Source organism: Acidocella sp. MX-AZ03, assembly GCF_027626035.1.
Classification (GTDB): domain Bacteria; phylum Pseudomonadota; class Alphaproteobacteria; order Acetobacterales; family Acetobacteraceae; genus Acidocella; species Acidocella facilis.
Genome location: NZ_CP110774.1, coordinates 940,003 through 963,943, shown reverse-complemented (window position 1 = coordinate 963,943; position 23,941 = coordinate 940,003). Strand labels below are relative to the sequence as shown.

Annotated in this window: 20 protein-coding genes; 10 read left to right on the top strand and 10 right to left on the bottom strand. The window is 64.7% G+C overall.

The genetic code is table 11. The features are described from left to right. Positions 1-51: 51 nt before the first annotated feature. The 3 genes from GT370_RS05380 to GT370_RS05370 all read right to left on the bottom strand — a co-directional run bounded on the left by GT370_RS05380 (position 52) and on the right by GT370_RS05370 (position 3,579). Complete coding sequence (locus tag GT370_RS05380) at positions 52-561, bottom strand: GNAT family N-acetyltransferase (protein WP_008492807.1); 510 nt, start codon at positions 559-561, stop codon at positions 52-54. Positions 562-581: 20 nt separating this feature from the next. Next, positions 582-1,859: an RsmB/NOP family class I SAM-dependent RNA methyltransferase gene (locus tag GT370_RS05375; protein ID WP_008492808.1), complete on the bottom strand. Its 1,278-nt coding sequence runs from the start codon at positions 1,857-1,859 to the stop codon at positions 582-584. A gap of 178 nt (positions 1,860-2,037) precedes the next feature. Next, positions 2,038-3,579, bottom strand: coding sequence for a phospholipase D-like domain-containing protein (locus GT370_RS05370; RefSeq protein WP_270184009.1), 1,542 nt, complete (start codon positions 3,577-3,579; stop codon positions 2,038-2,040). A 271-nt stretch (positions 3,580-3,850) separates the two neighbouring features. Between GT370_RS05370 and GT370_RS05365 the strand changes: the two genes are divergently transcribed. The 4 genes from GT370_RS05365 (at position 3,851) to GT370_RS05350 (ending at position 6,563) form a co-directional block, all read left to right on the top strand. Next, positions 3,851-4,573 carry an SDR family NAD(P)-dependent oxidoreductase gene (locus tag GT370_RS05365; RefSeq protein ID WP_039884711.1) on the top strand — a complete coding sequence of 241 codons (723 nt, stop codon included), beginning with the start codon at positions 3,851-3,853 and terminating at the stop codon, positions 4,571-4,573. Beyond that, positions 4,570-5,331 (top strand): NAD(P)/FAD-dependent oxidoreductase, encoded by a 762-nt coding sequence (locus GT370_RS05360; RefSeq protein WP_270184008.1) that lies wholly within the window; start codon positions 4,570-4,572, stop codon positions 5,329-5,331. The genes GT370_RS05365 and GT370_RS05360 overlap by 4 nt, the downstream gene beginning before the upstream one ends. Beyond that, positions 5,331-5,561: a hypothetical protein gene (locus tag GT370_RS05355; protein WP_270184007.1), complete on the top strand. Its 231-nt coding sequence runs from the start codon at positions 5,331-5,333 to the stop codon at positions 5,559-5,561. The genes GT370_RS05360 and GT370_RS05355 overlap by 1 nt, the downstream gene beginning before the upstream one ends. A gap of 174 nt (positions 5,562-5,735) precedes the next feature. Beyond that, positions 5,736-6,563, top strand: a complete 828-nt coding sequence (locus GT370_RS05350) for a formate/nitrite transporter family protein (RefSeq protein ID WP_008492812.1) — start codon at positions 5,736-5,738, stop codon at positions 6,561-6,563. 101 nt (positions 6,564-6,664) lie between these two features. Here GT370_RS05350 and GT370_RS05345 read toward each other — a convergent pair whose 3' ends face one another. From GT370_RS05345 to GT370_RS05325, 5 genes are all read right to left on the bottom strand, one after another. Then, the gene (locus GT370_RS05345; RefSeq protein WP_270184006.1) at positions 6,665-6,832 is read right to left on the bottom strand and encodes a formate dehydrogenase subunit delta; all 168 of its coding nucleotides are present in this window, start codon (positions 6,830-6,832) and stop codon (positions 6,665-6,667) included. Then, the gene (gene fdhF, locus GT370_RS05340; protein WP_008492814.1) at positions 6,829-9,672 is read right to left on the bottom strand and encodes a formate dehydrogenase subunit alpha; all 2,844 of its coding nucleotides are present in this window, start codon (positions 9,670-9,672) and stop codon (positions 6,829-6,831) included. Before fdhF ends, GT370_RS05345 begins: the two co-directional genes overlap by 4 nt. A 71-nt stretch (positions 9,673-9,743) precedes the next feature. Beyond that, a complete protein-coding gene (locus tag GT370_RS05335) occupies positions 9,744-11,195 on the bottom strand; it encodes a formate dehydrogenase beta subunit (protein ID WP_442865497.1) in 1,452 nt (483 codons plus the stop codon). Then, positions 11,195-11,659, bottom strand: a complete 465-nt coding sequence (locus tag GT370_RS05330; protein ID WP_008492816.1) for a formate dehydrogenase subunit gamma — start codon at positions 11,657-11,659, stop codon at positions 11,195-11,197. Before GT370_RS05330 ends, GT370_RS05335 begins: the two co-directional genes overlap by 1 nt. Positions 11,660-11,753: 94 nt before the next feature. Beyond that, the gene (locus GT370_RS05325) at positions 11,754-12,641 is read right to left on the bottom strand and encodes a LysR family transcriptional regulator (RefSeq protein WP_039884714.1); all 888 of its coding nucleotides are present in this window, start codon (positions 12,639-12,641) and stop codon (positions 11,754-11,756) included. 196 nt (positions 12,642-12,837) lie between these two features. Between GT370_RS05325 and GT370_RS05320 the strand changes: the two genes are divergently transcribed. After that, complete coding sequence (locus tag GT370_RS05320; RefSeq protein ID WP_008492818.1) at positions 12,838-14,703, top strand: chloride channel protein; 1,866 nt, start codon at positions 12,838-12,840, stop codon at positions 14,701-14,703. A 13-nt stretch (positions 14,704-14,716) separates the two neighbouring features. On the opposite strand, the gene GT370_RS21275 is transcribed toward GT370_RS05320, so the two are convergent. Both GT370_RS21275 and GT370_RS05315 read right to left on the bottom strand, forming a co-directional pair. Then, entirely contained in the window at positions 14,717-15,043 is a 327-nt protein-coding gene (locus GT370_RS21275) for a substrate-binding domain-containing protein (RefSeq protein ID WP_442865496.1), read from the bottom strand. After that, positions 14,977-15,708 (bottom strand): LacI family DNA-binding transcriptional regulator, encoded by a 732-nt coding sequence (locus GT370_RS05315; protein ID WP_442865495.1) that lies wholly within the window; start codon positions 15,706-15,708, stop codon positions 14,977-14,979. Before GT370_RS05315 ends, GT370_RS21275 begins: the two co-directional genes overlap by 67 nt. A gap of 180 nt (positions 15,709-15,888) precedes the next feature. Between GT370_RS05315 and ptsP the strand changes: the two genes are divergently transcribed. The 5 genes from ptsP (at position 15,889) to GT370_RS05290 (ending at position 23,928) form a co-directional block, all read left to right on the top strand. Further along, the gene (gene ptsP / locus GT370_RS05310; protein ID WP_008492821.1) at positions 15,889-18,396 is read left to right on the top strand and encodes a phosphoenolpyruvate--protein phosphotransferase; all 2,508 of its coding nucleotides are present in this window, start codon (positions 15,889-15,891) and stop codon (positions 18,394-18,396) included. Further along, on the top strand, positions 18,393-19,364 hold the full coding sequence (gene pfkB / locus GT370_RS05305) for a 1-phosphofructokinase (protein WP_008492822.1): 972 nt from the start codon (positions 18,393-18,395) through the stop codon (positions 19,362-19,364). The genes ptsP and pfkB overlap by 4 nt, the downstream gene beginning before the upstream one ends. Beyond that, positions 19,361-21,034 (top strand): fructose-specific PTS transporter subunit EIIC, encoded by a 1,674-nt coding sequence (locus GT370_RS05300; protein ID WP_008492823.1) that lies wholly within the window; start codon positions 19,361-19,363, stop codon positions 21,032-21,034. The genes pfkB and GT370_RS05300 overlap by 4 nt, the downstream gene beginning before the upstream one ends. A 307-nt stretch (positions 21,035-21,341) precedes the next feature. Beyond that, positions 21,342-22,667 (top strand): TIGR00366 family protein, encoded by a 1,326-nt coding sequence (locus tag GT370_RS05295; RefSeq protein ID WP_008492824.1) that lies wholly within the window; start codon positions 21,342-21,344, stop codon positions 22,665-22,667. A gap of 142 nt (positions 22,668-22,809) precedes the next feature. Continuing rightward, positions 22,810-23,928: an aldose epimerase family protein gene (locus GT370_RS05290; protein WP_039884967.1), complete on the top strand. Its 1,119-nt coding sequence runs from the start codon at positions 22,810-22,812 to the stop codon at positions 23,926-23,928. Positions 23,929-23,941 lie beyond the last annotated feature (13 nt).

Genomic DNA, 23,941 nt, shown 5'->3' with positions numbered 1-23,941 from the left:
GCGCCCAACTAGAGGAGGGCGCTTGGCTTTGCAACAGAGGGAAAGCGCGGTTCAGGCATTTACGTCGAGCAGGGTCTCGATCGGGTCCCAGGCAAAGGCGATCTGGGGGATTTCCTCGCCGCCAACCCAGGTGGTGCCAGAGGCGATCTGCTTGCCGCCGAGATGCTGGTAGAAATAGCGGGACGGATTCTCACTCAGCACCCAGGCATAGACCGAGCGGCAGCCGAGCCGGGCCAGATGCTTGGCCGAGCTGCGCAGCAACTGCCCGCCCAGCCCGCGGTCGCGGTAATCCTCATGCATATAGAGGGTCTCGATCTCGCCATCACCGAGGGTTTTTTCCCGGCAGCGGGCGGCGCTGGAGAAGCCGAGAATCGGCGGGGCGCCGGGCTCGCCATAGCAGGAGATCACATGCAGCCCGCCGCCGACGCGGATGGAATGCTCATAATAGGCACAAAGCCGGTTGAGGGAGAGATTGGCGAGATAATCATCAGGCAGCAGATTGGCATAGGCGCTGCGCCAGGTGGCCACATGCACGGCGGCAATGCCACTGGCATCGGACAACCGGGCGCGGCGTATGGAAATCAACTGGCACGCACCATGATGGCGGCGAAGAACCCGTCTGTGCCGTTGCGGGCGGGGGAGAGGCGCAGATGCGCGGAACCTTTGAGCGCCTCGGGCGCTTCCAGGGGCAGGACGGAGAATTCAGGATGACGCGCCATGAACGCCTCGATTTGTGCCTCGTTCTCATCTTGCAGCACGGAGCAGGTGGCGTAAACCAGTCTTCCACCCGGCTTCACCAGTTTTTGCGCGCGGTCGAGAATATCGGCCTGTTTCACCGTCAGCTCGGCCAGATCGGTCTCGGTGAGGCGGGTGCGGGCGTCCGGGTTGCGGCGCCAGGTGCCGGTGCCGGTGCAGGGGGCGTCCACCAGCACGCGGTCGAATTTTTTCTCCTGGCGCTTCACCCACTTGTCGCCGGGCTCCAGCAGATGGCGCTCGGCATTGTGCACTCCGGCGCGGCGCAGGCGCTTGATGGCGCCCTCCAGCCGGGGCGCGGACACGTCACAGGCGATGATATGGCCCTTATTGGCCATGCCCATGGCAATCGCCAGCGTCTTGCCGCCAGCGCCGGCGCAGAAATCCGCGACGCGCATGCCCGGCTTGGCATCCACCGCCAGGGCGATGAGCTGGCTGCCTTCGTCCTGGATCTCCACCAGCCCCTCCTGGAAGGCTTTGCCGGTGGTGACGGACTGGCGGTTGCGCAGGCGCAGGCCCCAGGGGGAATATTCGGTCAGCTCGGCGCGCAAGCCCTCGGCGGCCAGGGCCATGCGGGCGCCGTCGCGGTCGGTTTTCAGCAGATTGACGCGCAGATCCAGCGTTGCCGGCTCGTTCATCGCCGCCATTTCGGCGGCGAGGGTGGGGCCGAACTGGGCGCGCAGCTTGGGCAGGATCCAGTCCGGGATCTCGAATTTCACCGCTTCGGGCATGTCCGGATGTTCCAGCGTGCGGGTGGAGAGCTTCTCCAGCAGCGCCATTTCCTCAGGCTGCAGCGGTGGCGGGCCGTAGCGGCCGGAGACGAAGGCCATGGCGATCTTGTTCACCGTCTGGCCGGAAAACAGCGCCTGGGCCGCCAGCAGCAGCCGCGGGGTGTGCGGGGCGCGGTGATAATCCAGCCACCAGCCCAGATGCCGGCGGGTGCGCAGAACGCCCCAGACCAGGGCCGAGACGGCGCGCCTGTCCCCGCCGCCGATGAAGCGGCGGGTGCGGAAGAAATGATTGGCCACCGCATCGGCGGGGCGGGGATCGGCCTCAATGAGGCCGAGAAGGTCGATGGCGGCGGCGAGTTGTCCGGCGGGTGTCATGGCGCACCCGTCGCGGATGCGGGGCAGGGCGTCAAGTCAAATCCGCCAAATGGGGCGGATAGGGGGTTTGCAGGGGCTAAAGCGAGAACCCGCCGAGGGTTTGCAGCCCAACACCGCGTTCCATCCACCCAAGCCGCGCCACCCACGGCAGGCCGGAGGCGGGCGCCGCCCGGTTCAATTAGCGCCTTCTGAACGCGGGCCAGCGCCAGCCCTTGAACAGGCTGCGGCGGCTCAGCGGCTCGAAGATTTCGTCGGGCCCTTCCGGGTCGAGGATTTCATTGTCGGCCAGCCACTCTTTCACGCCGCCCAGATCCGGCAATTGGTAGGGCGTGAGGCTGCGGCCGGTGGCAGCTTCGCGCAATGTTTCGATGGTACCGATCAGCGAGCCGCATTGCGCGAACAAAGCGGCGATCTCGTCGGCGGTGCGATCGAAATGCTCCGCGAGGAGATCGTGCAGCAACGGCATGAAATGAAGCTCGCCGTCTTGGTTGTCCGCCTCATGGGCCGGCAGGATGACATCGCATTCAGTATCAAGCCGCAGCGAACGGTTGTTGAAGTTGGAGGAGCCGAGCCGCAGATACACGCCATCGACAATGGTGATCTTGGCATGCACATAGATATCGTTGCCGCCTTTGGTCAGCGGGTGATAGAGCCGAAACCGGCCCTGATGGTCGATCCGCCGCAGCGCCTCGACAAGGCGGGCGCGGGCGGAGTCCATGGCGATGGGCTCGATCCAGCCTTCGGCGCTGACCGGGTTGAGGATGACGATTTCCGGACCATCACGCTCGGCCAACCGCTTGGCGATGGCCTGCGCCACCCGCCGCGAGGCGAAATATTGGCTTTCCGCGTAGATCCATTTTTTCGCCCGCGCGATGAGGTCGAGATAGATTTGCTCGATCTCGGCAACCGGTTTGCGGTCCGGCATTTTGGGTATGGTGCGGGCAATGGCCAGGCGGATATTATGAAAATTGGGACGTAGCGCGGCTGGCCAACAATCATGCGTGGCGGTTTCCGGGGTGAGCACTTCCCCTGTTGCCGCCCGCCAGCGTTGACGCGCGAGATCTCCCATGGCCCGGGCCAGGGGGCCATCGAAGGCGCTGGTGGCATCATGCCAAGGCTTTAGTTTTTCGCCGTTGGGGCCGACACGTTGTGGATCGTCGTCAAGATGACGGCGCGTGTCCCACCGCCCGAGAGTCATATCAATGCCGCCGCAAAACGCGATTCGATCGTCAATGACAACGATTTTTTGATGATGTGAGCCCGCCAGCGGATGTTCGCCATCAAGCTTGAGGCGAATCTGCTTATTCAGCTTCCAGCGGATAATTGAGAAAATTGTGCCGCCGCGAAATATTGCCTTGAAGGCGCCGGTGTCCCATCGCAACAACCTGATATTCAGGGATGGCGTGCGCCGCGCCAGCCAAAGGATGAAATCGCCGAGTGCGACAGGCCCGCCATCGCCCCCATCTCCCAAGCGGATACGCGCGTCAAAATCCCAGCCGATGAGATAGATGCTGTGTTTGGCCGCCAACATCGCCTGGCGGACGGCAATGAAATAATCGGCCGCGTCGATGATGACGGCGAAGCGCTCCGCCTGTTCAATGCGCCAGCAATTATGGCCGGGCTGCAAAAGCGCTTCAGCGCGCGGTCCAGGGGAGGGGGGCGTGATGTCGTTGGCTATCGACATAAACCTGCCCAGCCCGGCATTTTCCGCCTCCCTCATCCGCAGTTTTGAGAGCCAGATATGGGATGGCTGAAAGCGAAAACAATTGGCGGGGAGGTTGGTCGCATTCGGGGCAAGCGATTGATCATGCGGCGACGGAGTACGATGATATGCTTCATGAGAATGAATTTTTAGTTATGTTCGGGTGCAAATTTATGGATCAGTCCTGTGCGGCGTACTGATCCATATTCTCTTTGGCAGCGTAAGTCATTCTGATGAAGTCCTTTAATTTTTTGTTATCAATAAGTAACGATGAGGATGGTCAGCTGCCATGAGTAGGCTCGGTGATCGCGCGGTTATATTCGGGGCAAGCGGTGCCATTGGCGGCGCTTTGGTTGACGCGTTGAGGCGACGCGGCGTGGGGGAGGTGCATGCGCTCTCGCGCCAGCCGGTTGCCGCCGCGCCCGGAATCTATCCCGCGCAGGTCGATCTGTTGGATGAAGCCAGCCTCAGCTTCCATGCGGCGCGGCTGGGGGCTGACGGGGTGTTGGATACGATCATCGTCGCAACCGGGCTCCTGCATGCGCCCAATATGCTGCCGGAGAAGGCGTTGCGTGATCTGCGGGCCGACGCGCTCGCCATGTCGTTCGCGGTAAATTGTATCGGCCCGAGCCTGGTGATGAAGCATTTTCTGGGGCTGTTGCCGCGCGACCGTGCTTCCAGGTTCGCGGCCCTTTCGGCCCGCATCGGAAGCATTTCCGATAATCAAAAAGGTGGCTGGTACGGTTATCGCGCGGCGAAGGCGGGGCTCAACATGATGCTGCGCAGTGCCGCGATCGAAACCGCCCGGCGCGCGCCGCACGCGGTTATCATGGGCCTTCACCCTGGCACCGTCGATAGTGCATTGTCGCGTCCATTCCAGAAACTGGTTCCGCCTGGGCAGTTGCGCAAGCCCGAGGATGCGGCCGAGCAAATGCTGGATGTGCTGGAGGCGGCCACGCCGGCGCAATCCGGCAAACTATTCGCTTATGACGGCACGGAGATTTTGCCATGACCTCATCATCCGTCGCCGTGATCGGTGCGGGCACGGCAGGGCTTGCGGCGGCGCGCGCTCTCTCGCGCCATTTTTCGGTGCGCGTTTTTGAAAAAGCGCGTGGGCCGGGCGGGCGGCTGGCGCATCGCCGCCGGGAGGGGTTCGCGTTTGATTTCGGCGCGCAATATTTCACCGCGCGCGATCCCCGTTTTGTCGCGGAGGTTGCGGCGCTGCGCAGCGCCGGCATCGTCTCCCCATGGCGCTGCCGGTTTTCGAAAATTGAAAATGGGTGTGAGATAAGTCGCCAGCTCTGGAATGATGACACGGCGCATTATGTCGGGACGGGCCGCATGAGCGCGCTCTCCGCTTATTGGGCGCGCGGCTTGGATGTGAAATTGCAAACCAGGATCACGCAGTTGCGTGAAGCCGGAACCGGCTGGCGCCTGCAGAGTGACAGCGGGGAGGTGTTCGGCCCGTTTGCCTTCGTGGTCATCGCCTTGCCGGCGTTGCAGGCGGCCGCTTTGTTGCCCGATCAGTCAGCCTTGCGTGTCAATGCCCAGGCCGCGCGCATGTCGGGCTGTTTTGCATTGATGCTGGGGCTGGAGGCGCCTGCGGAATTGGCGTTCGATGCCGCGGAAATTATCAGCGGGCCGCTCAGTTGGCTGGCGGTTTGTGAATCCAGGCCAGGGCATGAAGCCGGGCCAGGGTTGGTGGTGCTGTCCAATAATCTTTGGGCGGATGTTCATATGGAAGACCCCCGTCTCTGGTTGAGGCGGTGATGCGCGCGGAACTCGATCGTCTGATCGAGGGGAAATTGCGGGTGCAGCACGCGGATCTGCATCGTTGGCGCTATGCGAATTGTCCGCCGGTCCAGGATGGTTTGCCGATGCTCGATGCCGAGAATCGTCTAGCGCTGTGCGGGGACTGGACGGATCACGGACGCGTCGAGGCGGCGTATCTCTCCGGTGTGCGGATCGCGGAGCAGGTCCGCAAGGCGCTTACGGCTTAGCGTGAAAAAGTCATCGCACGCATCAACAGATCGAATTATCCTCCATAAAATACTTGTCATTTGTTAAATCTCCCAGGATAGTGTGGCACTCGGCGGCTCGGCGCGTTTGTGCCGTCGTTCGCCGTGCTCGCAAAAATATCCAATAATCGCGTGTAATTTTCTTGGAGAGTATTCATGGATTGGCTTAATCCCCCGGCCCTGGCCGGCGCCATGCTGGAAGCCGGCACAAAGAAGGCAAATCTTCCGGCAAAGACCATCTTACTGACCGGCATTCTCTCGGGCATGTTTTTGGGTTTCACCACCACCTTGTTCGTGAGTGCGCTTGTGGCCACCGGCAATATCGTGGTTTCGGCCTTGTTCTTCCCGGTCGGGTTCATTCTGCTTGTCCTGCTCGGACTTGAACTTTTCACCGGCAATGCCGCGCTGCTGCCTTACGCGCAGATGGGCGGGCGGATTTCCGGCGGCCAGGTCGTCTCCGGCCTGGTCTTGGTCTATATCGGCAATCTCATTGGAAGCGTGATTTACGCTTTGCTCTTCGCCGCCATCGATACGAAGTTTTTCACCGACGCGCCGTCCCCGATTGGGGCGAAAATTATCGCGATCGCCACCTTGAAAGTGGTTCCCTATATGAGCGCGGGCGCGGCCGGTTGGGGCACGGCGCTGCTCAAAGGTGTGATCTGCAACTGGATGGTCAGCCTCGGCGCGGTGATGGCGCTGGTCACGCGCTCGACCATTGGCAAAATCTTCGCGATGTATCTGCCGATCATGGCCTTCGTCGCGCAAGGGTTTGAGCACTGCGTGGTGAACATGTTCGTGATTCCCTGCGGCATCATGCTCGGTGCGAAGGTGAGTGTGGCGCAGTGGTTGATCTGGAACGAGATCCCGGTGACGATCGGGAACATCATCGGTGCGGTCATCATCACGGCGGCTGGGCTGTATCTGTCTTTCGGCAGGTCCGCTACCCCGGTGGCTGAGCAAGGCTCGATACCGGTGCAGGGGTAAATAAAAAGGGAGGGGAATTTCCCCTCCCTTTTTTTTGATGTCTGGAAAATTTCAGTTTCGTTCCTGGTGCAGTTGAGACAAGGCTTTATGAACACGCTCATTTAGCCCGCTGCCCCCTGCTCCAGATGCGCGAAGATATTCGCGAGCATGCGTTTTTCCCAGAAGCTCTTGAGGTGGCCGGCGATTTCTCGCACGGCCACGTCCTCTTTTTCATGGTTGAAGAAAGTGCCGATCTGGTTGGCCATGTAGACGAGTTTCTCGGTCTTCATTCCGCGGCCTCCTGAGGCGCGATCTGACGGGCCTTCTCGCTATGTGCCTGGTAGCGCTCCTGCCATTCGGTCGGGCCGTTGGAGAGCGAGACCTGCACCGCCGTCACCTTGTATTCCGGGCAATTCGTCGCCCAGTCCGAATAGTCGGAGGTGATGACATTGGCCTGCGTCATCGGGTGGTGGAAGGTGGTATAGACCACGCCCGGCGCAACGCGATCAGTGATCTTCGCGCGCAGCGAGGTTTCACCGGAGCGGCTGGCGAGCTTCACCCAGGCCCCGTCCTTCACCCCGCGCTGCTCGGCATCATGCGGATGGATTTCCAGAAGATCCTCTTCATGCCAAGCGACATTCGCGGTCCGCCGCGTTTGCGCGCCGACATTATATTGCGAGAGGATGCGCCCGGTGGTGAGCAACAGCGGGAAGCGCGGGCCGGTTTTCTCGTCCGTCGGCACATAGTCGGTGACGACGAACTTGCCCTTGCCGCGGACGAAATGGCCGATATGCATGATCGGCGTGCCCTCGGGCGCGGCGTCGTTGCAGGGCCATTGGATCGAGCCTTTCTCCTCCAGCGCCGCGTAGGAGACATTGGCGAAAGACGGTGTGGTGCGCGCGATCTCGTCCATGATCTCGCTGGGGTGGGTGTAGTCGAGCGCCATCCCCATCGCCTTGGCCAGCATCAGCGTCACTTCCCAATCCGCATAGCCGTTGCGCGGCGCCATCACCTTGCGCACGCGCTGAATGCGCCGCTCCGCGTTGGTGAAAGTGCCGTCCTTCTCCAGGAAGGTCGAGCCGGGCAGGAACACATGCGCGTAGTTCGAGGTCTCGTTGAGGAACAGATCCTGCACCACAACGCATTCCATGGCGCTGAGGCCGTTGGTGATGTGGGTCGTGTCCGGATCGGACTGTGCGATATCCTCGCCCTGGATGTAGAGCCCCTTGAAGCTGCCATCCATCGCCGCATCGAGCATGTTGGGAATGCGCAGCCCCGGCTCGTTGGAGAGCGGCACGTTCCATTCCGCCTCGAAAATATGCCGGACATTGTCATCCGCCACATGCCGGTAGCCGGGGAATTCATGCGGGAAGCTGCCCATATCGCAACTGCCCTGCACGTTGTTCTGGCCGCGCAGCGGGTTGATGCCGACACCGCGCCGGCCGACATTGCCGGTGACCATGGCGAGATTGGCGATGGCGATGACGGTGGTGGAGCCCTGGCTGTGCTCGGTCACGCCCAGACCGTAATAGATGGCGCCATTGCCGCCGGTGGCGTAAAGCCGCGCCGCCTCGCGGATGGTTTGCGCTGGCACGCCGGAGACCTCCTCCACCGCTTCCGGGCTGTTCTTCGGGTCCAGAATGAAGGCCGCCCATTCGGAGAACTCATCCCAATCGCAACGCTCGCGCACATAGGCTTCGTTCACCAGCCCTTCCGCGACGATGACATGCGAGAGCGCATTCACCACTGCGACATTGGTGCCAGGACGCAGCGCCAGATGGTATGCGGCCTCGACATGCGGGGTGCGGACAATGTCGGTGCGGCGCGGATCGATGACGATCAGCTTCGCCCCCTGGCGCAGACGCTGTTTCATGCGCGAGCCGAACACGGGATGCCCGTCCGTCGGGTTGGCGCCGATGACCATGATGACATCGGACTCCATCACGCTGTCGAAATCCTGGGTGCCGGCAGAGGTGCCCAAGGTCGTCTTCAGCCCGTAGCCGGTGGGGGAGTGACAGACGCGGGCACAGGTATCGACATTGTTATTGCCAAAGCCGGCACGGATCAGCTTCTGCACCAGGAAGGTTTCCTCATTGGTGCAGCGCGAGGAGGTGATGCCGCCGATCGCATCCTTGCCATATTGCGTCTGGATGCGCTTGAATTCGGCGGCGACATGCGAAATTGCCTGCTCCCAGCTCACCTCCTGCCAAGGATCGGTGATTTTGGCGCGGATCATCGGCTTGGTGATGCGGTCCTTGTGGGTGGCATAGCCCCAGGCGAAGCGGCCCTTCACGCAGGAATGGCCGTGATTGGCCTGGCCATCCTTGTAGGGAACCATGCGCACCAGCTCCTCGCCGCGCATCTCCGCCTTGAAGGCGCAGCCCACACCGCAATAGGCGCAGGTGGTAACAGCGGAATGCTCCGGCTGGCCCTGTTCGAGCACGCTGGTTTCAATCAGCGTCGCGGTCGGGCAGGCCTGCACGCAGGCGCCGCAGGAGACGCATTCCGAGCCCAGGAACATCTCGCCGATGCCCGGCGAGACTTTCGAGTTAAAGCCGGAGCCGGCGATGGTCAGCGCGAAGGTGCCCTGGATTTCCTCGCAGGCGCGCACGCAGCGCGAGCAGACGATACATTTCGAGGGGTCGAACTGGAAATAGGGATTGGAGGTGTCTTTGGCCTGGCCGAGATGGGTTTCGATCTCGTTGCCATAGCGCACATCGCGCAGCCCGACAGCGCCGGCCATGTCCTGCAATTCGCAATCGCCATTGGCGCCGCAGGTCAGGCAGTCCAGCGGATGGTCGGAGATATAGAGCTCCATCACCCCGCGGCGCAGCTTCGCCAGCTTGGCATTCTGCGTGTGCACCACCATGCCTTCGGCCACCGGCGTGGTGCAGGAGGCCGGGGTGCCGGCGCGGCCTTCGATTTCCACCAGGCAGAGCCGGCAGGAGCCGAAACTATCCAGCGTATCGGTGGCGCAGAGTTTGGGGATTTGCGTGCCCAGCTCCATCGCCGCGCGCATCACCGAGGTGCCGTCCGGCACGGTGATGCTCTGGCCATCGATGGTGAGGCTCACCAGCTTGGTGGCGTTGCTCGGCTTGGTGCCGTAATCGACTTCGTGGATCAGACCCATGTTGGACTCCTATTCCGCCGCCAAAGGCAGCGCGGCGCCGCCAAAATCTTCAGGAAAATGCGTGATCGCGCTCAGCACGGGGTAGGGGTGAAACCGCCCAGGGCGCAGAGCGAGCCGAATTTCATCGTCTCGCAAAGATCCTTGACCAGATCGAGATCCCCCGGTCGGGACGCGCCGGCCACCACCCGGTCCAGAATCTCCGCGCCGCGCGTCGAGCCGATGCGGCAGGGCGTGCATTTGCCGCAGGATTCATGGGCGCAGAATTCCATCGCGAAGCGCGCCATCGCGGCCATGTTGGCGGTGTCGTCAAACACCACCAGCCCGCCATGGCCGATCAGCCCGTTGCGCGCGGCGAAGGCTTCGTAATCATAGGGCGTCTCGAATTGCGCCGGGGCGAAATAGGCGCCGAGCGGCCCGCCCGCCTGCACCGCGCGCACCGGCCGGCCGGAGGCGGTGCCGCCGCCGATCTCGTTCACCAGCTCGCCCAGCGTGATGCCAAAGGCGGTCTCGAACAGCCCGCCATGCTTGATGTTACCGGCCAGCTGCACCGGCATGGTGCCGCGCGAGCGCCCCATGCCGAAACTCGCATAAGCCTCCGCGCCCTGTGCCATGATGTAGGGAATGGTCGCCAGCGAGATCAGGTTGTTGATCACCGTCGGCTGGCCGAACAGGCCGCGCAGCGCCGGGATGGGCGGCTTGGCGCGGACCATGCCGCGCTTGCCCTCCAGACTCTCCAACAGCGCCGTCTCCTCGCCGCAGACATAGGCGCCGGCGCCGACCCGCAGCTCCAGCGCGAAGCCGTCGAGCAGGCCGGTTTCCTGCGCGATCGCCAGCGCTTCGTTGAAGATTTTGATGCCGTTGGGATATTCCGAGCGGCAATAGACATAGCCCTGGCTGGCGCCCACCGCCCGCCCCGCAATCGCCATGCCCTCGATCAGGCAGAACGGATCCGCCTCCAGGATCATGCGGTCCGCGAAGGTGCCGGAATCGCCTTCATCGGCATTGCAGACAATGTATTTCTGCGGCGCCTCGGCCTTGCGCACCGTCTCCCATTTCACCCCGGTGGGAAAGCCGGCGCCGCCACGGCCGCGCAGGCCGGATTTGGTGATCTCGGCGCAGATCGCCTCGGCGCTCATCCCGCGCGCCCGCTCCAGCCCGGCGAGGCCGCCATGGGCGCGATAATCCGCCAGGCTCAGCGGGTCGATGATGCCGCAGCGCGCGAAGGTCAGGCGCTGCTGCTTGGCGAGGAAGGGCAGGGCCTCGACCAGCCCCAGTGCCTTGGGGTGGGAGGCGGGATCGGCGAACAATCCGGCCACATCCGCCAATGTCATCGGGCCAAAGCCGGTGCGCCCTTCGGGGGTCTCGATTTCGACCAGCGGTTCCAGCCAGAACATGCCGCGTGAGCCATTGCGAATGATCTTGGCTGCAACGCCGCGCCTGGCGGCTTCGGCGGCGATGGCGTTGGCCAGAAGGTCAGCCCCCAGAGCCAGGGAAACCGCATCGCGGGGGACGAAAATACGCATCAGGCGGCCTCCTCGGCGAGGGCGTGCAGGGCTTGCGCATCCAGCCGGGCGCGGGGCTCGCCATCCAGCATCGCGTTGGGGCCGCAGGCGCACAGCCCGAGGCAATAAACCGGCTCCACCGTCAGCCGCCCATCCGGCGTGGTCTCGCCCCATTCCAGCCCGAGGCTTTGCAGCAAGGCGTTGGCATGGGCTTCGCCGCCGACCGACTGGCAGGCTTCCGCCCGGCAGATTTTCAGCACATGCCGGCCCGCCGGGGCCTGGCGGAAATCATGATAGAACGACACCACGCCATAGACTTCGGCGCGGGTGACATTGAGGCTCTGCGCCACCAGGCGCATTGCCTCGTCACTGATAAACCCGAACTCCTCCTGGAGCGCGTGCAGGATTGGCAGCATCGGGCCTTTGATAGGCAGATACTTATTAACAATCTCTTGCGCGCGTGACGCATCCCAGCTGGCGGACATGGATCGCTTCACCTTCTTGCTCTTAATGGCCGGAAGATGCGCGAACGTAAGGTGAATTTCAATCCGGGTAATTCAGTGCTGCGATAGCACAAAACTATAAAACCAGCCCGCCCTCCATGACCAGGGTGAACATCGCCTGGGCCAGCGGCGGCATCGGGCTGCGGTCGCTCGCCAACAGCCCGACAATATGCGCCTCCTCGGGGTCATTGATCGGGATCGAGCGAAACCCCGGCCCCAGCCCGAAAATCTCCACCAGCTTCTCCGGCAGCACGCAGGACCAGTTGCCGGTGCGCACATGCGAGAGCAGCACCATGATCGAGTTCGATTCCACCGCCGGCGGCAAATGCGCGCCGGATCGGCTCAGCAGCCGGTCGATGATGCGCCGGTTCTGCATATCCGGCGTCAGCAGGCAAAGCGGCGTCTGCGCGACCTCGGCCCAGCTCACCGCGTCGCGCTCGCCAAAGGCGGAGAGGGCGCTGGTCACCAGCCGGTAATGCTCTCTGTAAAGCGGCGTGAAGCGGAATTTGCCGATCGGCTCGTTATCCAGATAGGTGACGCCGACATCGATTTCAGCGTTCTGCAGCTGCCGCAATATCTCTCCGGAATTGGCGGATTCCACGCTGAAGCGCACATTCGGGTGGCGGGCGCGGAAGGGCGAGGTGAGCCCGGCGACCACCGCCAGCGCCGTCGGGATCACCGAAATCCGCAACAGCCCGGCGAGGCCGCCGCTGGCGGTGGCCAGCTCCAGCCGCATCGAGCGCAGATCGGTGGCGATGCGCCGTGCCCAGCCCAGCACGATCTCGCCTTCCGGGGTGAAGCCCTGAAAGCGCGAGCTGCGAATGACCAGAGGCAAGCCCACCTGCTCCTCCAGCGCGCGGATGCCGGCCGAGAAGCTGGGCTGCGTGACGCCACAGGCCTGCGCGGCGCGGCCGAAATTCTTCTCCCGCGCCAGGGCGATGAGATATTCGAATTTGGTGAGTATGAGGACGCTCCCGGGCTGCTGGCGCAGAGTATCGGGGGGTGGCGCGGGCTGTCAAAGCCCAGATCTGCCGGCTTTGCGCATTGCCGTTTGCCGGCTTCGCCGCCATGTTATCACAACCCGGTCTGAACGAGGCCGGGAGAGGCGGCCGGCCGCCATCCTCCTGGCGCAAGACCGGCGATGGGAGGAAAACAGGGCCATGAGCTTGTCCACATCCGAGCGCGAGGTCGAATCCGGCGCGGCGTTTGATGATCCAGAGCGGACGCCGATGGATGGGGGGCCGGTGCGCGCGCTCAATTTGCTCTCCTTGTCGCTGATCGCGCTGGGGCTGGGGATTTTCACCGGCGCCGGCGCGGCCTTGTTCCGGGCGCTGATCGGGCTGATCCATAATCTCGGCTTCCTGGGGCAGCTCTCCTGGCATTACGACGCGAATCACTTCACCGCCGGCTCGCCCTGGGGCGCGCTCATCATTTTCGTGCCGGTCATTGGCGGGCTGGTGGTGACGTTTCTGGTGGTGAATTTCGCCCCGGAGGCGCGCGGCCATGGCGTGCCGGAGGTGATGGACGCGATCTTCTATAAAAGCGGCGTCATTCGTCCGGTGGTGGCGGTGGTGAAATCCTTGGCTTCGGCGGTGGCCATCGGCACCGGGGCGGCGGTCGGCCGGGAAGGGCCGATCATCCAGATCGGTTCGGCGCTGGGCTCGACGCTGGGGCAACTCATCCGCATGCCGGCGGATCAGCGGATCATTCTGGTCGCCTCCGGGGCCGGGGCCGGCATCGCGGCGACCTTCAACACCCCCATCGGCGGGGTGATGTTCGCCATCGAGCTGATGATGCCCGAAATCGGCGTGACGGCGTTTTTGCCGGTGGCGCTGGCGACGGGGGCGGCCACCTTCATCGGGCGTGCCTTTTTTGGCGACCAGCCGGCGTTCTTCGTGCCGCCCTTGCCGTCGCTGGGCACCGGACCGGACGCCGCCGCGACCTTGCTGCTGTTCGCCGTGCTGGGCGGGCTGATCGGCGTCGCCGCCTGGGGCTTCATTCGGGGGCTGCATTTGGCGGAGGATGCGTTCGAGCGGATCCCGAATCGCTATCTGCGCCACGCGCTGGGCATGGCGATGGTCGGGCTGCTGTTCTACCTGCTCTATCGTACGCTTGGGCATTATTATGTCGATGGCGTCGGTTATGCGACGATCGAGGCGATCCTCACCGGCCAGCTCGGCACCAGCCTGCCGATGCTCGGAGCCTTGCTGCTGTTCCTGTTCGTGGCCAAGCTGTTCGCCACCTCGGTCAGCCTCGGCTCCGGTTCCTCGGGCGGCATTTTCTCACCCTCGCTGTTCATGGGGGCGGCGATCGGCGGCGCCTTCGCGGCTTTGCTAAAGGCGCTGCATGTGCCGTTGCCGATCGACGTGGCGAGCTTCGCCATGGTCGGCATGGCGGCGATGGTGGGCGGCGGCACCGGCGCGGTGATGACGGCGGTGGCGATGATCTTCGAGATGACGCGCGATTACGGCATCGTCATGCCGATGATCGTCGCGGTCGCGGTGGCGGTCGGGGTGCGCCGGCTGCTCTCGCCGGAGAATATCTATACGGTCAAGCTGGTCGGGCGCGGCCACAGCATTCCCCGGGCGCGGCATGCCAACATGTTCCTGGTCCGCCGGGCGCGCGACATCATGGTGCGGAGCGTGACCATCCTGCCCGCCGAGACCAGCTTCGAGGCGTTCCTGAGCGCTGAGGAGGAGACGGGGCGGATGCGCCATGTGGTGGTGACGCAAGCCGGGCAGATCCGCGGCGTGCTGCGGGTGAATATGGCGCTGCGGCGAGGGCTGGCGGAAGATGAGCGCGGGATCACGCTCGGCGATCTGGCCAGCCGGGATTTCACCATCGTGCGCGAAAACACCATGGCTTTCGATGTCATCCGCCGGCTCTGGGGAAAACAGGCGATCATGGCGGTGGTGGTGGGCGATGGCGTCGGCGCCCCGCGCGCCGAGGATGTGCGCGGCGTGATTACCAAGGAGCATGTGGCGGACAGCGTCGCCGCGAATGTCGCCGATTACAGGAATGACTGAGCCGGGGTGAGCTTCAGGGCCGCTCGCGCCCGGTGGTGGAGCCGCGCGTCAGGCAGCGCCCGCCGAGAACCATTTTGCGCAGTGGCGCGTCTGGCTCCTCCAGCCGCTCCAGCAGGAGCTGCATGGCGGTGCGGCCCATCGTCGCCACCGGCTGCTCGATCACCGTCAGCCCGGGGCCGATCAGATCGGTCCAGCTCTCATTGTCGAAACCCGCCACCGCGAGATCGTCCGGCATCGATTTGCCGGCGGCGCGCAGGGCCCGCACCACCCCCATCAGCAGCAGCCCGTTGGAGGCGATGACCGCTTCCGGCGCGGGGCCGCGTTTGAACCAGCCCGCCACCTCCTCCTCCGCCGCCTTGATGCTGGGGGGATGAAGCGCGCCGAGGGGGTGAGGCCGAAGCGGCGCATCGCCTCCTCATAGCCCAGGCGGCGTTCGACGCCGGTGGTGGAGGCGTTGCCGAACAGCCCCTCGATGCGCCGGTAGCCACGGTCGCGCAGATGCTCGACCAGCAGGGCCGCGGCGCCAGCATTGTCCAGCACCACCGCGTCCTGGCCGCTGCCGGGTTCGGCGCGGTCGATCAGCACCATCGGGAAATTGAACTGGCGTTTGGCGAGTTTGCCCACCGTGGCGCGGGTAGGAGCGAAGATGACGCCGGTGACGCGCTCCTCCTCCATCAGTTGCAGGTAAAGCGCCTCCTTCTCTGGGTTCTCGTCGGTATTGCACAGGATCACCCGCAGCCCGGCCTTGTAGGCTTCATCCTCCACGGCGCGGGCCACGGCGGTGAAGAACGGGTTGGAGATATCCGCCACGATCAGCCCGATGGTCTGCGACTCCTGCGAGCGCAGCCGCCGCGCCGAGAGGTTGGGGCGGTAGCCGGTGGCTTTCACCGCCTCCTCGACCTTGGCGCGCAAGGCGGCACTCACCTGCCCGCCGGCCAAGGCGCGGGATACGGTGGCGGGGGACACATTCGCCCTGGCTGCAACGTCTTTGATGCTTACGCTCATGCTTCCTCCGGTTTCGCCTAAAAGCACGAAATCGTTCTCAGTCAAATGAGCGCTGAATCGCCGGAAAAAGCAAGAGACAAGCATGATGTTGCGTCTTGATGGCCTTGCGATGCTGGATAATGCTTGACATGGAAACTGAAAACGATTTCAGTTGACCTCAAATATGTCTGAGGAAATGCCATGTCGATGACACCGCCAGATCACCTGCTGGGCCGGGAATTTGTCCGGCTGAACGCCACGCCCGCCAGCAAGGAGGAGGCGATCGCGCAAGCCTGCCAGCTGTTGGTGGCGGCGGGCTGCGTGGCGCCGGCTTTCGGGGAGTCGATGCTGCGGCGCGAGGCGGTGGCGAATACCTTCCTTGGCCATGGCGTGGCGATTCCGCACGGGCTGGGCGAGGATAAAGGGCTGATCCAGCGCGACGGCATCGCGGTGCTGCAGGTGCCGGCCGGGGTGGAATGGAATGCCGGGCAGCGCGCGCATCTGGTGGTGGCGATTGCCGCCCAGGGCGATGCGCATATCACCATCCTGCGCCGCCTGACCCGCTTGATCCAGGACGATGCCAGGCTGCAGGCTTTGTTCTCCACCGCCGATGCGGATGCCATCCTGCACGCCCTGGCCAGTGACGGGCCGCGCCAGGAGGCGCCGTCGGCAAAGGATTTCAGCCAGGCTTTTGAATGGGTTGTGGATTACCCCGCCGGGCTGCATGCGCGCCCGGCCAGTGCCTGGGTGGATGTGGTGCGCGCCCATGGCGTGCCAATTCGGGTGCGCCATGGCCAGGAGATGGCGGATGCGCGCAACCTGGTTTCGCTGCTGCAGCTCGGGCTGCGGCGGGGCGATACGGTGACGGTGTCCGCAGAAGGTGAGGGCGCCGAGGCGGCCCTGGCGGCGTTGCGCGCCAAGATCACCGGGCTGACCGCGCAGGAGGTGGCGGATGCCGCCGCCGCTGCCGCCAAGCAGGCCGCCGCCCCGGTACGCGGCTGGACCCCGCCCGGCAATCCCTTGACGATTTCCGCCATCGCCGCCAGCCCGGGCCTGGCCATCGGCAGGCTGCATGTGCTGCGGGGCGACGCGCTGGAGATCCCGGACCAGCCGGTGGCGCTCGCGCAAGGCGGGCAGTTGCTGCATGAGGCCCTCACCAACACCCGCCAGCAGCTGGTGGCGCTGGCGGATGCCACCGCCCGCCGCCTGGGCGCCCAGGATGCGCAGATTTTCAAGGCGCAGGCCGAGCTTTTGAACGACTCGGACCTGATCACGCTGAGCTGCCAGCTGATGGTGGAAGGCCATGGCCCGGCCTTTGCCTGGAATGAGGCGGTGAACCGCATGGCCGCCCGGCTCGGCGCGCTGGGCAACCCGGTGCTCGCCGCCCGGGCGGCGGATCTGCGCGATGTCGGGCGGCGGGTGCTCTCCTGGCTTGACCCGTCGATCGCCTCGGGCTCGCTCACCGAACTGCCGGAGGCGCCCTGCATTCTGGTGGCGCAGGATCTCTCCCCCTCCGATACGGCGGGGCTGGATATCAACCGCGTGCTGGGGCTGGCGATGATCCAGGGCGGGCCGACCGCGCATAGCGCGATTCTGGCCCGCACTTTGGGTCTGCCCGCCATCGTCGCCGGCGGCGAGGCCTTGGCGCAGGAGGCGCTTTCCGGCCAGCTCGCCATCGTCGATGGCCAGACCGGGCGGCTTTATCTCAACCCTTCGCCGGAGGATGTGGCCTCGGCGGAAAACTGGGCGGCGGGCTTGCGCGCCACCCGGGAGCGTGAGGAGGCTGAGCGCGCCCGCCCGGCCACCACCACAGATGGCGTGCCTATCGAGGTGGCGGCGAATGTGAACCGGCCGGACCAGGTGCCGATGGCGCTGGCCGAAGGCGCCGAGGGGGTCGGGCTGATGCGCACCGAATTCTTGTTTCTGGAAAGCGGCGCCACGCCCAGCGAGGATGAGCAGCTGGCGATCTATCGCGGCATGATCGAGGCGCTGGAGGACCGGCCGCTGATCATCCGCGCCCTGGATATTGGCGGCGACAAGCAGGTGGCGCATCTGCATCTGCCGCGCGAGGAAAATCCCTTCCTGGGCGTGCGCGGCGCCCGGCTGCTGTTGCGCCGGCAGGATCTGCTGCTGCCGCAGCTGCGCGCCATCTACCGCGCGGCGGGGCAGGGCGGGAACGTGTCGATCATGTTCCCGATGGTGACCTCGGTGGCCGAGATCATCCGGCTGCGCGAGATCTGCGAGGAGGTTCGCGCCGCGGTGAACGGGCCGGCGCTGCCGATCGGCATCATGATCGAGGTGCCCGCCGCCGCCATCCAGGCCGACAGCCTGGCCGCGCATTGCGATTTCTTCTCCATCGGCACCAATGATCTGACGCAATATACGCTGGCGATCGACCGGCAGAACCCGGAGCTGGCGGCGGAGGCGGACAGCCTGCACCCCGCCGTGCTGCGGCTGATCGCGCAGACCGTGCAGGGGGCGCGGGCGCATGGGCGCTGGGTGGGCGTGTGCGGCGGCATCGCCGGCGATGCGCTGGGCGCGGCCTTGCTGGCTGGGCTTGGGGTGAGCGAGCTTTCGATGACCCCGCGCGACATTCCCGCGGTGAAGGCCAAGCTGCGCGGCGTTGCCTTCAGCGCCCTGAAGGCGCTGGCCGAGCAGGCGCTGGAGGCCGCGAGCGCCGCCGAGGTGCGGGCGTTGGAGCTGCCGTGAGCGCGCCGGTTTTAACCGTCACCCTGAACCCGGCGCTGGACCAGACAGTGCTGCTGGACGGGCTGCACCCCGGCCAGGTGCATCGCGCCAGCGCGGCGTTCGTGCATGCCGGGGGCAAGGGGGTGAATGTCGCCGCCTGCCTCGCGGATTGGGGCGGCGGCCCGGTTGCCGCCAGCGGGCTGTTGGGGGCGGATAACCAGGCTTCCTTCACCGCTTTGTTCGCCGCCAAGGGGATCGAGGACGGGTTTCTGCGCCTCCCCGGCGAAACCCGCACCAACATCAAGCTCAGCCATGATGGCGACACTACCGACATCAACCTGCCCGGCCTCATTGTGCCGGCCGGGATGGAGGCTGCCCTGGCGGACCGTCTGGAGAGCTTGGCGGTGCCTGGCGGCGTGGTGCTGCTGGCCGGCAGCCTGCCAGCCGGGATCGCGCCCGGTTTCTACGCCAGTCTGATCGCCCGGCTGGCCGCGCGCGGGGTAAGGGTGTTGCTGGATAGCTCGGGCGCGCCGCTGAAGGCCGGGCTGGGCAGCGCGGTGAAGCCTTTCGCCATCAAGCCCAACCGGGCGGAGCTGGAAGAGTTGGCCGGCCGGGTCTTGCCTGACGACGCGGCGCTGCTGGCGGCGGCGGCCGAATTGAATGCCGGCGGTGTCGAGCTGGTCGTCGTCTCGCTCGGCGCCGAGGGCGCCGTCTTCGTCACCGCCCGGCAGGCCGTGCACGCCGGCTTGCCGCCCTTGCGGGTGGTCAGCAGCGTCGGCGCCGGGGATGCGATGATGGCGGGGATCATCGCGGCGCTGCGCGACGGGGCGGGGCTGGAGCGGATCGCCCGGCTGGGCACCGCTTTCGCGGCGGGCAAGCTCGGGCGCGCGGGGGCCAATCTGCCGCCGCGCGAGGAGATCGAGGCGCTGGCAAACCAAGTGGTTGTGAAAAACCTGACAAAAATGGAAGCGGAAGGGATGAGCGTATGACGGAGATTATCGCGTCGGTTGCCGCGGGCAAGGCGGTTGTGCAGGGCGTGCTGGCGGCGGAGGCCTTGCGCAAGGCGGCCAAGCTGCAGGGAAGCAGCATCGAGGTGGAGGTGCATACCTCCGAAGGCGTGCTGAACAAGCTCAGCGCCGCGCAGATGCAGCAGGCCAGCCTGGTGCTGCTGGTGGGCGAGGGCGCGGCGCTGCCCGAGGCCACGGCGCCGCGTGTCACCGCGAGCATCGAACAGGTGCTGGCCGATCCCGCCGCCTTGCTGGGCGGGCCGAAGCAGGTGGTGAAGCGGATCGTCGCCGTCACCTCCTGCCCCACCGGCATCGCGCACACTTTCATGGCCGCCGAGGGGCTGCTGCAGGCCGCCGCCGCGCTGGGCCACGAGATCCGGGTTGAAACCCAAGGCTCCGTCGGCGCGCAGACGCCTTTGACGCCGGAGGAGATCGCTGCGGCGGATCTGGTGATCATCGCCGCCGACCGGCAGGTGGATCTCTCCCGCTTCGCCGGCAAGCGGCTGTTCGAATCCGGCGCCAAAGCCGCGATCAATGATGGGCAAAATCTGATCCGCCGCGCCTTCGAGCAGGCATCGCTGCAGGGCGGCGCCACGAGCACGGCGACGCCGCAGAAGGCGGCGGGGGTGAAAACCGGCCCCTACCGGCATCTGATGACCGGCGTCTCCTACATGATCCCGTTCGTGACGGCGGGCGGGCTGTTGATCGCGCTGGCCTTCGCCTTTGGCGGCATCTACGCCACCGAGCCGAGCCACGCCCACAGCTTCGCCGGGGCGTTGTTTGAGATCGGCGCGAAATCCGCCTTCACCCTGTTCGTGCCCATCCTGGGCGGGTTCATCGCCTATTCCATCGCGGATAGGCCAGGGCTGGCGCCGGGCATGATCGGCGGGTTGCTCTCCTCACTGCTGGGGGCGGGGTTTCTGGGCGCCATCGCGGCTGGGTTCCTGGCCGGGTATTTCACCTCCTGGTTCAACAAAACCCTGAAGCTGCCGCGCGCGCTGGAAGGGCTGAAGCCGGTGCTGATCCTGCCGCTGGCGGGTACGCTGGTGACGGGGCTGGCGATGGTCTACGTGATCGGCACCCCGATTGCCGACATCATGAATTTCATGACCAATGTGCTGAAATCCATGCAGGGCTCCTCGGCCGTGATTCTCGGGCTGCTGCTCGGCGCGATGATGGCGTTCGACATGGGCGGGCCGGTGAACAAGGCGGCCTACGCCTTCGCGGTCGGGCTGCTCTCCGCGCAGATCTACACACCGATGGCCGCCGTGATGGCCGCGGGCATGACGCCGCCTTTGGGCATCGCGCTGGCGACCTATCTGTTCCCCAGCCGCTTCACCCTGGATGAACGCGAATCCGCCCTCTCCACCGGCGCGCTGGGTCTGTCCTTCATCACCGAGGGCGCGATTCCCTTCGCGGCGCGCGATCCGTTCCGGGTGATCCCCTGCAACATGGCCGGTTCGGCCCTGGCCGGGGCGATTTCGATGGCGATGGGCGTACAGTTGAAGGTGCCGCATGGCGGGATTTTCGTGCTGCCGATCCCAAATGCGGTGACGCATCTGGGGGTCTATGCCATCGCGATCATCGCCGGCAGCGTCGCCACGGCGCTGGCGCTGGGGCTGGCCAAGCGCAACGCCGCCATTCTGGCCTGAGGCATGGGGGCTGGACGCTCCCGTTAGAAGACTCTCGGATCATTGCACACGAAACAGGCCGGTGGGCATCCACCGGCCTGTTTCGCGTTTTGGGCCTGGCTGGCGGGGCGCGCTCTGGCGGGTTTTCTTGAGACAGCCTTTCTGGTAAGGAGTCCTGCCGTTAATCGATCAGTCTGACCGATAAACGGTCAGATTCAACATCAACAAAGCTGCGTCCACCCGTCTTCGGGGAACGACAACGTCAGGGAGCGAGACATTGCAACCGCATCAACAAACAGCCGCGTCGGGGCCGGGTGGTCATCACGGCGTGATCGGCAAAATCGTATATGTGTTCGAGCGGGTGCTGCCGGACCCGTTTGTGCTCTCGATCTGGCTGACCGTTCTGGTCGGGCTGCTCGCCATTGCCTTCGCCCCGCATGCGAGCGCGACGACATTGCTGAACAGCTGGTATGGCGGGGCCTTCAAGATCCTGCAATTTGCCTTTCAGATGGTGCTGATCCTGGCCACCGGCTTTGCCGTGGCGGATGCGCCGGTGGTGCGCGCCCTGCTGGAGCGCCTCGCGCGCGGCGCGACCTCCCCAGGCCGCGCCGCCGCCTTGGTGTTCCCGATTGTCGGGCTCGCCGCCTGGGCGAATTGGGGGCTGGGTCTGGTGGTGGCGGCCTTCCTCTCGCGTGCCATCGCCCGCAATACGCGGATCGATTTTGGCTGGCTGGTCGCCGCCTGCTATTCCGCCTGGTCGGTCTGCAATAACGGGCTGTCCAGCTCGATTGCACTGTCCCAGGCGAGCCACGGCAATGAGATGAATTTCATCGAAAAGGCCACCGGGCAGTTGATCCCGCTCTCCGCGACGATTTTCGCGCCCTTCGTGCTGTTGCCCAGCCTCGCGGTGCTGGTGGTGATGGGGTTTGTGTTCGTGCGCATGTATCCCGTCGGCGACGTGCAGCCTTTGGTGCCGGACGCGGAGGCGCCAGAGCAGGACAGCCATAGCCGCAGCGCCATCGCGCCGGACTCTTTCGCAGCCCGGCTGGAGCGCTCGCCGATCGGCACGCTGATCCTGCTGGCGATCGGGCTTGGGGTGATTTTCATCGCGGTGCAGGCGCATAAATTCGCGCTGGACATCAACACGACCATCCTGATCTTCCTGCTCGTCGGGCTGGCGCTGCAGGGGCGGCCGATCGCCTATGCCAACGCCATCCGCGCCGCGGTGACGCAATGCGGCGCGATGGTGCTGCAATATCCGATGTATGGCGGGATCATGGGCATCATGGCCGGCACCGGGCTGGCGGCGGCGATCGCCAAGGGCTTTGTCGCCTTCGCCTCGGCCGGCACGCTGCCCTTCTGGAGCTATTGCAGCTCGCTGATCATCACGCTGCTGGTGCCGAGTGCAGGCGGGCATTGGGCCGTGCAAGGGCCTTTCGTGGTGCCGGCCGCGGTGGCGCTGCATGCGGATGCCGCGCGCACCGCGATGGGCGTGGCGATGGCGGAGAATGTCTCCAACATGCTGCAGCCCTTCTGGGCGGTGCCGATGGTGGCAATGGCGGGCATCCGCATCCAGAAAGTGATGGGCTACACCGCCATCACCTTTCTGGTCTCGCTGGTGATCTATGCCGCGGCGCTGCTGCTGATCCCGTAGGCGGCGATGACGGCGCTGATATCGGTAAGGTTATCAGTCGCCTGTCATAGATTATTTTTACTGTGCGACGTAGGTTGATACGATATGGCGCTTTTTGAAAGGAAGCGCCATGAAAAACATAAAAATCAAATCGACAAAGCAAATGGCCGGAATTGCCGTTCTGGCCGCGATCGCCGGTGTGGGAACGGCACATGCGGATAGCGTGACCCATGACAGTTTCGGCACATTGGCCAACGGCCAGAGCGTGGAGCAATACACGCTGACCAACGCGCATGGCATGGTGGTGAAATTCATCACGCTGGGCGGCTGCATCACCGCCATCGATGTGCCGGACCGCGACAACAAGCTCGGCAATGTCGTGCTCGGCTTCAAGGACCTCAACGGCTACGCGGTGAAGAACTCCACCTATTTCGGCGCGATTGTCGGGCGATATGCCAACCGCATCGCCAAGGGCGCGTTCACGCTGAACGGCAAGACCTACCATCTGCCGATCAATAACGGCGTGAACTCGCTGCATGGCGGCACCACGGGCTTTAATCTGCAGCTCTGGAAGGTTGCGACCAAGACCGTCAATGACGGCGTCGCCGCCGTGCTCACCTATACCAGCCCGGACGGGCAGGATGGCTATCCCGGCACGATGAAGGTGACCGTCACCTACACGTTGGAGGATTCCAACGCGCTGCGGATCGATTACGAGGCGACGACCGACAAGCCGACGGTGATCAACCTCACCAGCCATGATTATTTCAACCTGGATGGTAACGGCTCCGGCTCCGCCCTCGGGCAGCTGGTGCAGATCAACGCCGACAGCTACACGCCGACCGACGCCACCCAGATCCCCACCGGCGAGATTGCGCCCGTGGCCGGCACGCCCATGGATTTCCGCACGCTACGGCCGATCGATTCGCAGATTTATACCGATTTCCAGCAGCTGATCATGGCGCATGGCTACGACCATAACTGGGTGCTGAACAAACCGCAGCCCGATGCGCTCAGCTTCGCCGCGGAAGCCTACGCGCCAAAGACCGGGCGGATCATGAAGGTCTACACGACCGAACCCGGCGTGCAGTTCTATACCGGCAACTATCTCGATGGCACCACGGTCGGATCCGACGATAAGCTTTACCGCCAGGGCGAGGGCTATACCTTCGAGACCCAGCACTATCCTGACTCGCCGAACGAGCCGAAATTCCCGAGCACCGTGCTGAATCCGGGGCAGACCTTCAAATCCACCACGGTCTTTAAGTTCTCGACCGACTGAAACTGAAAACGCC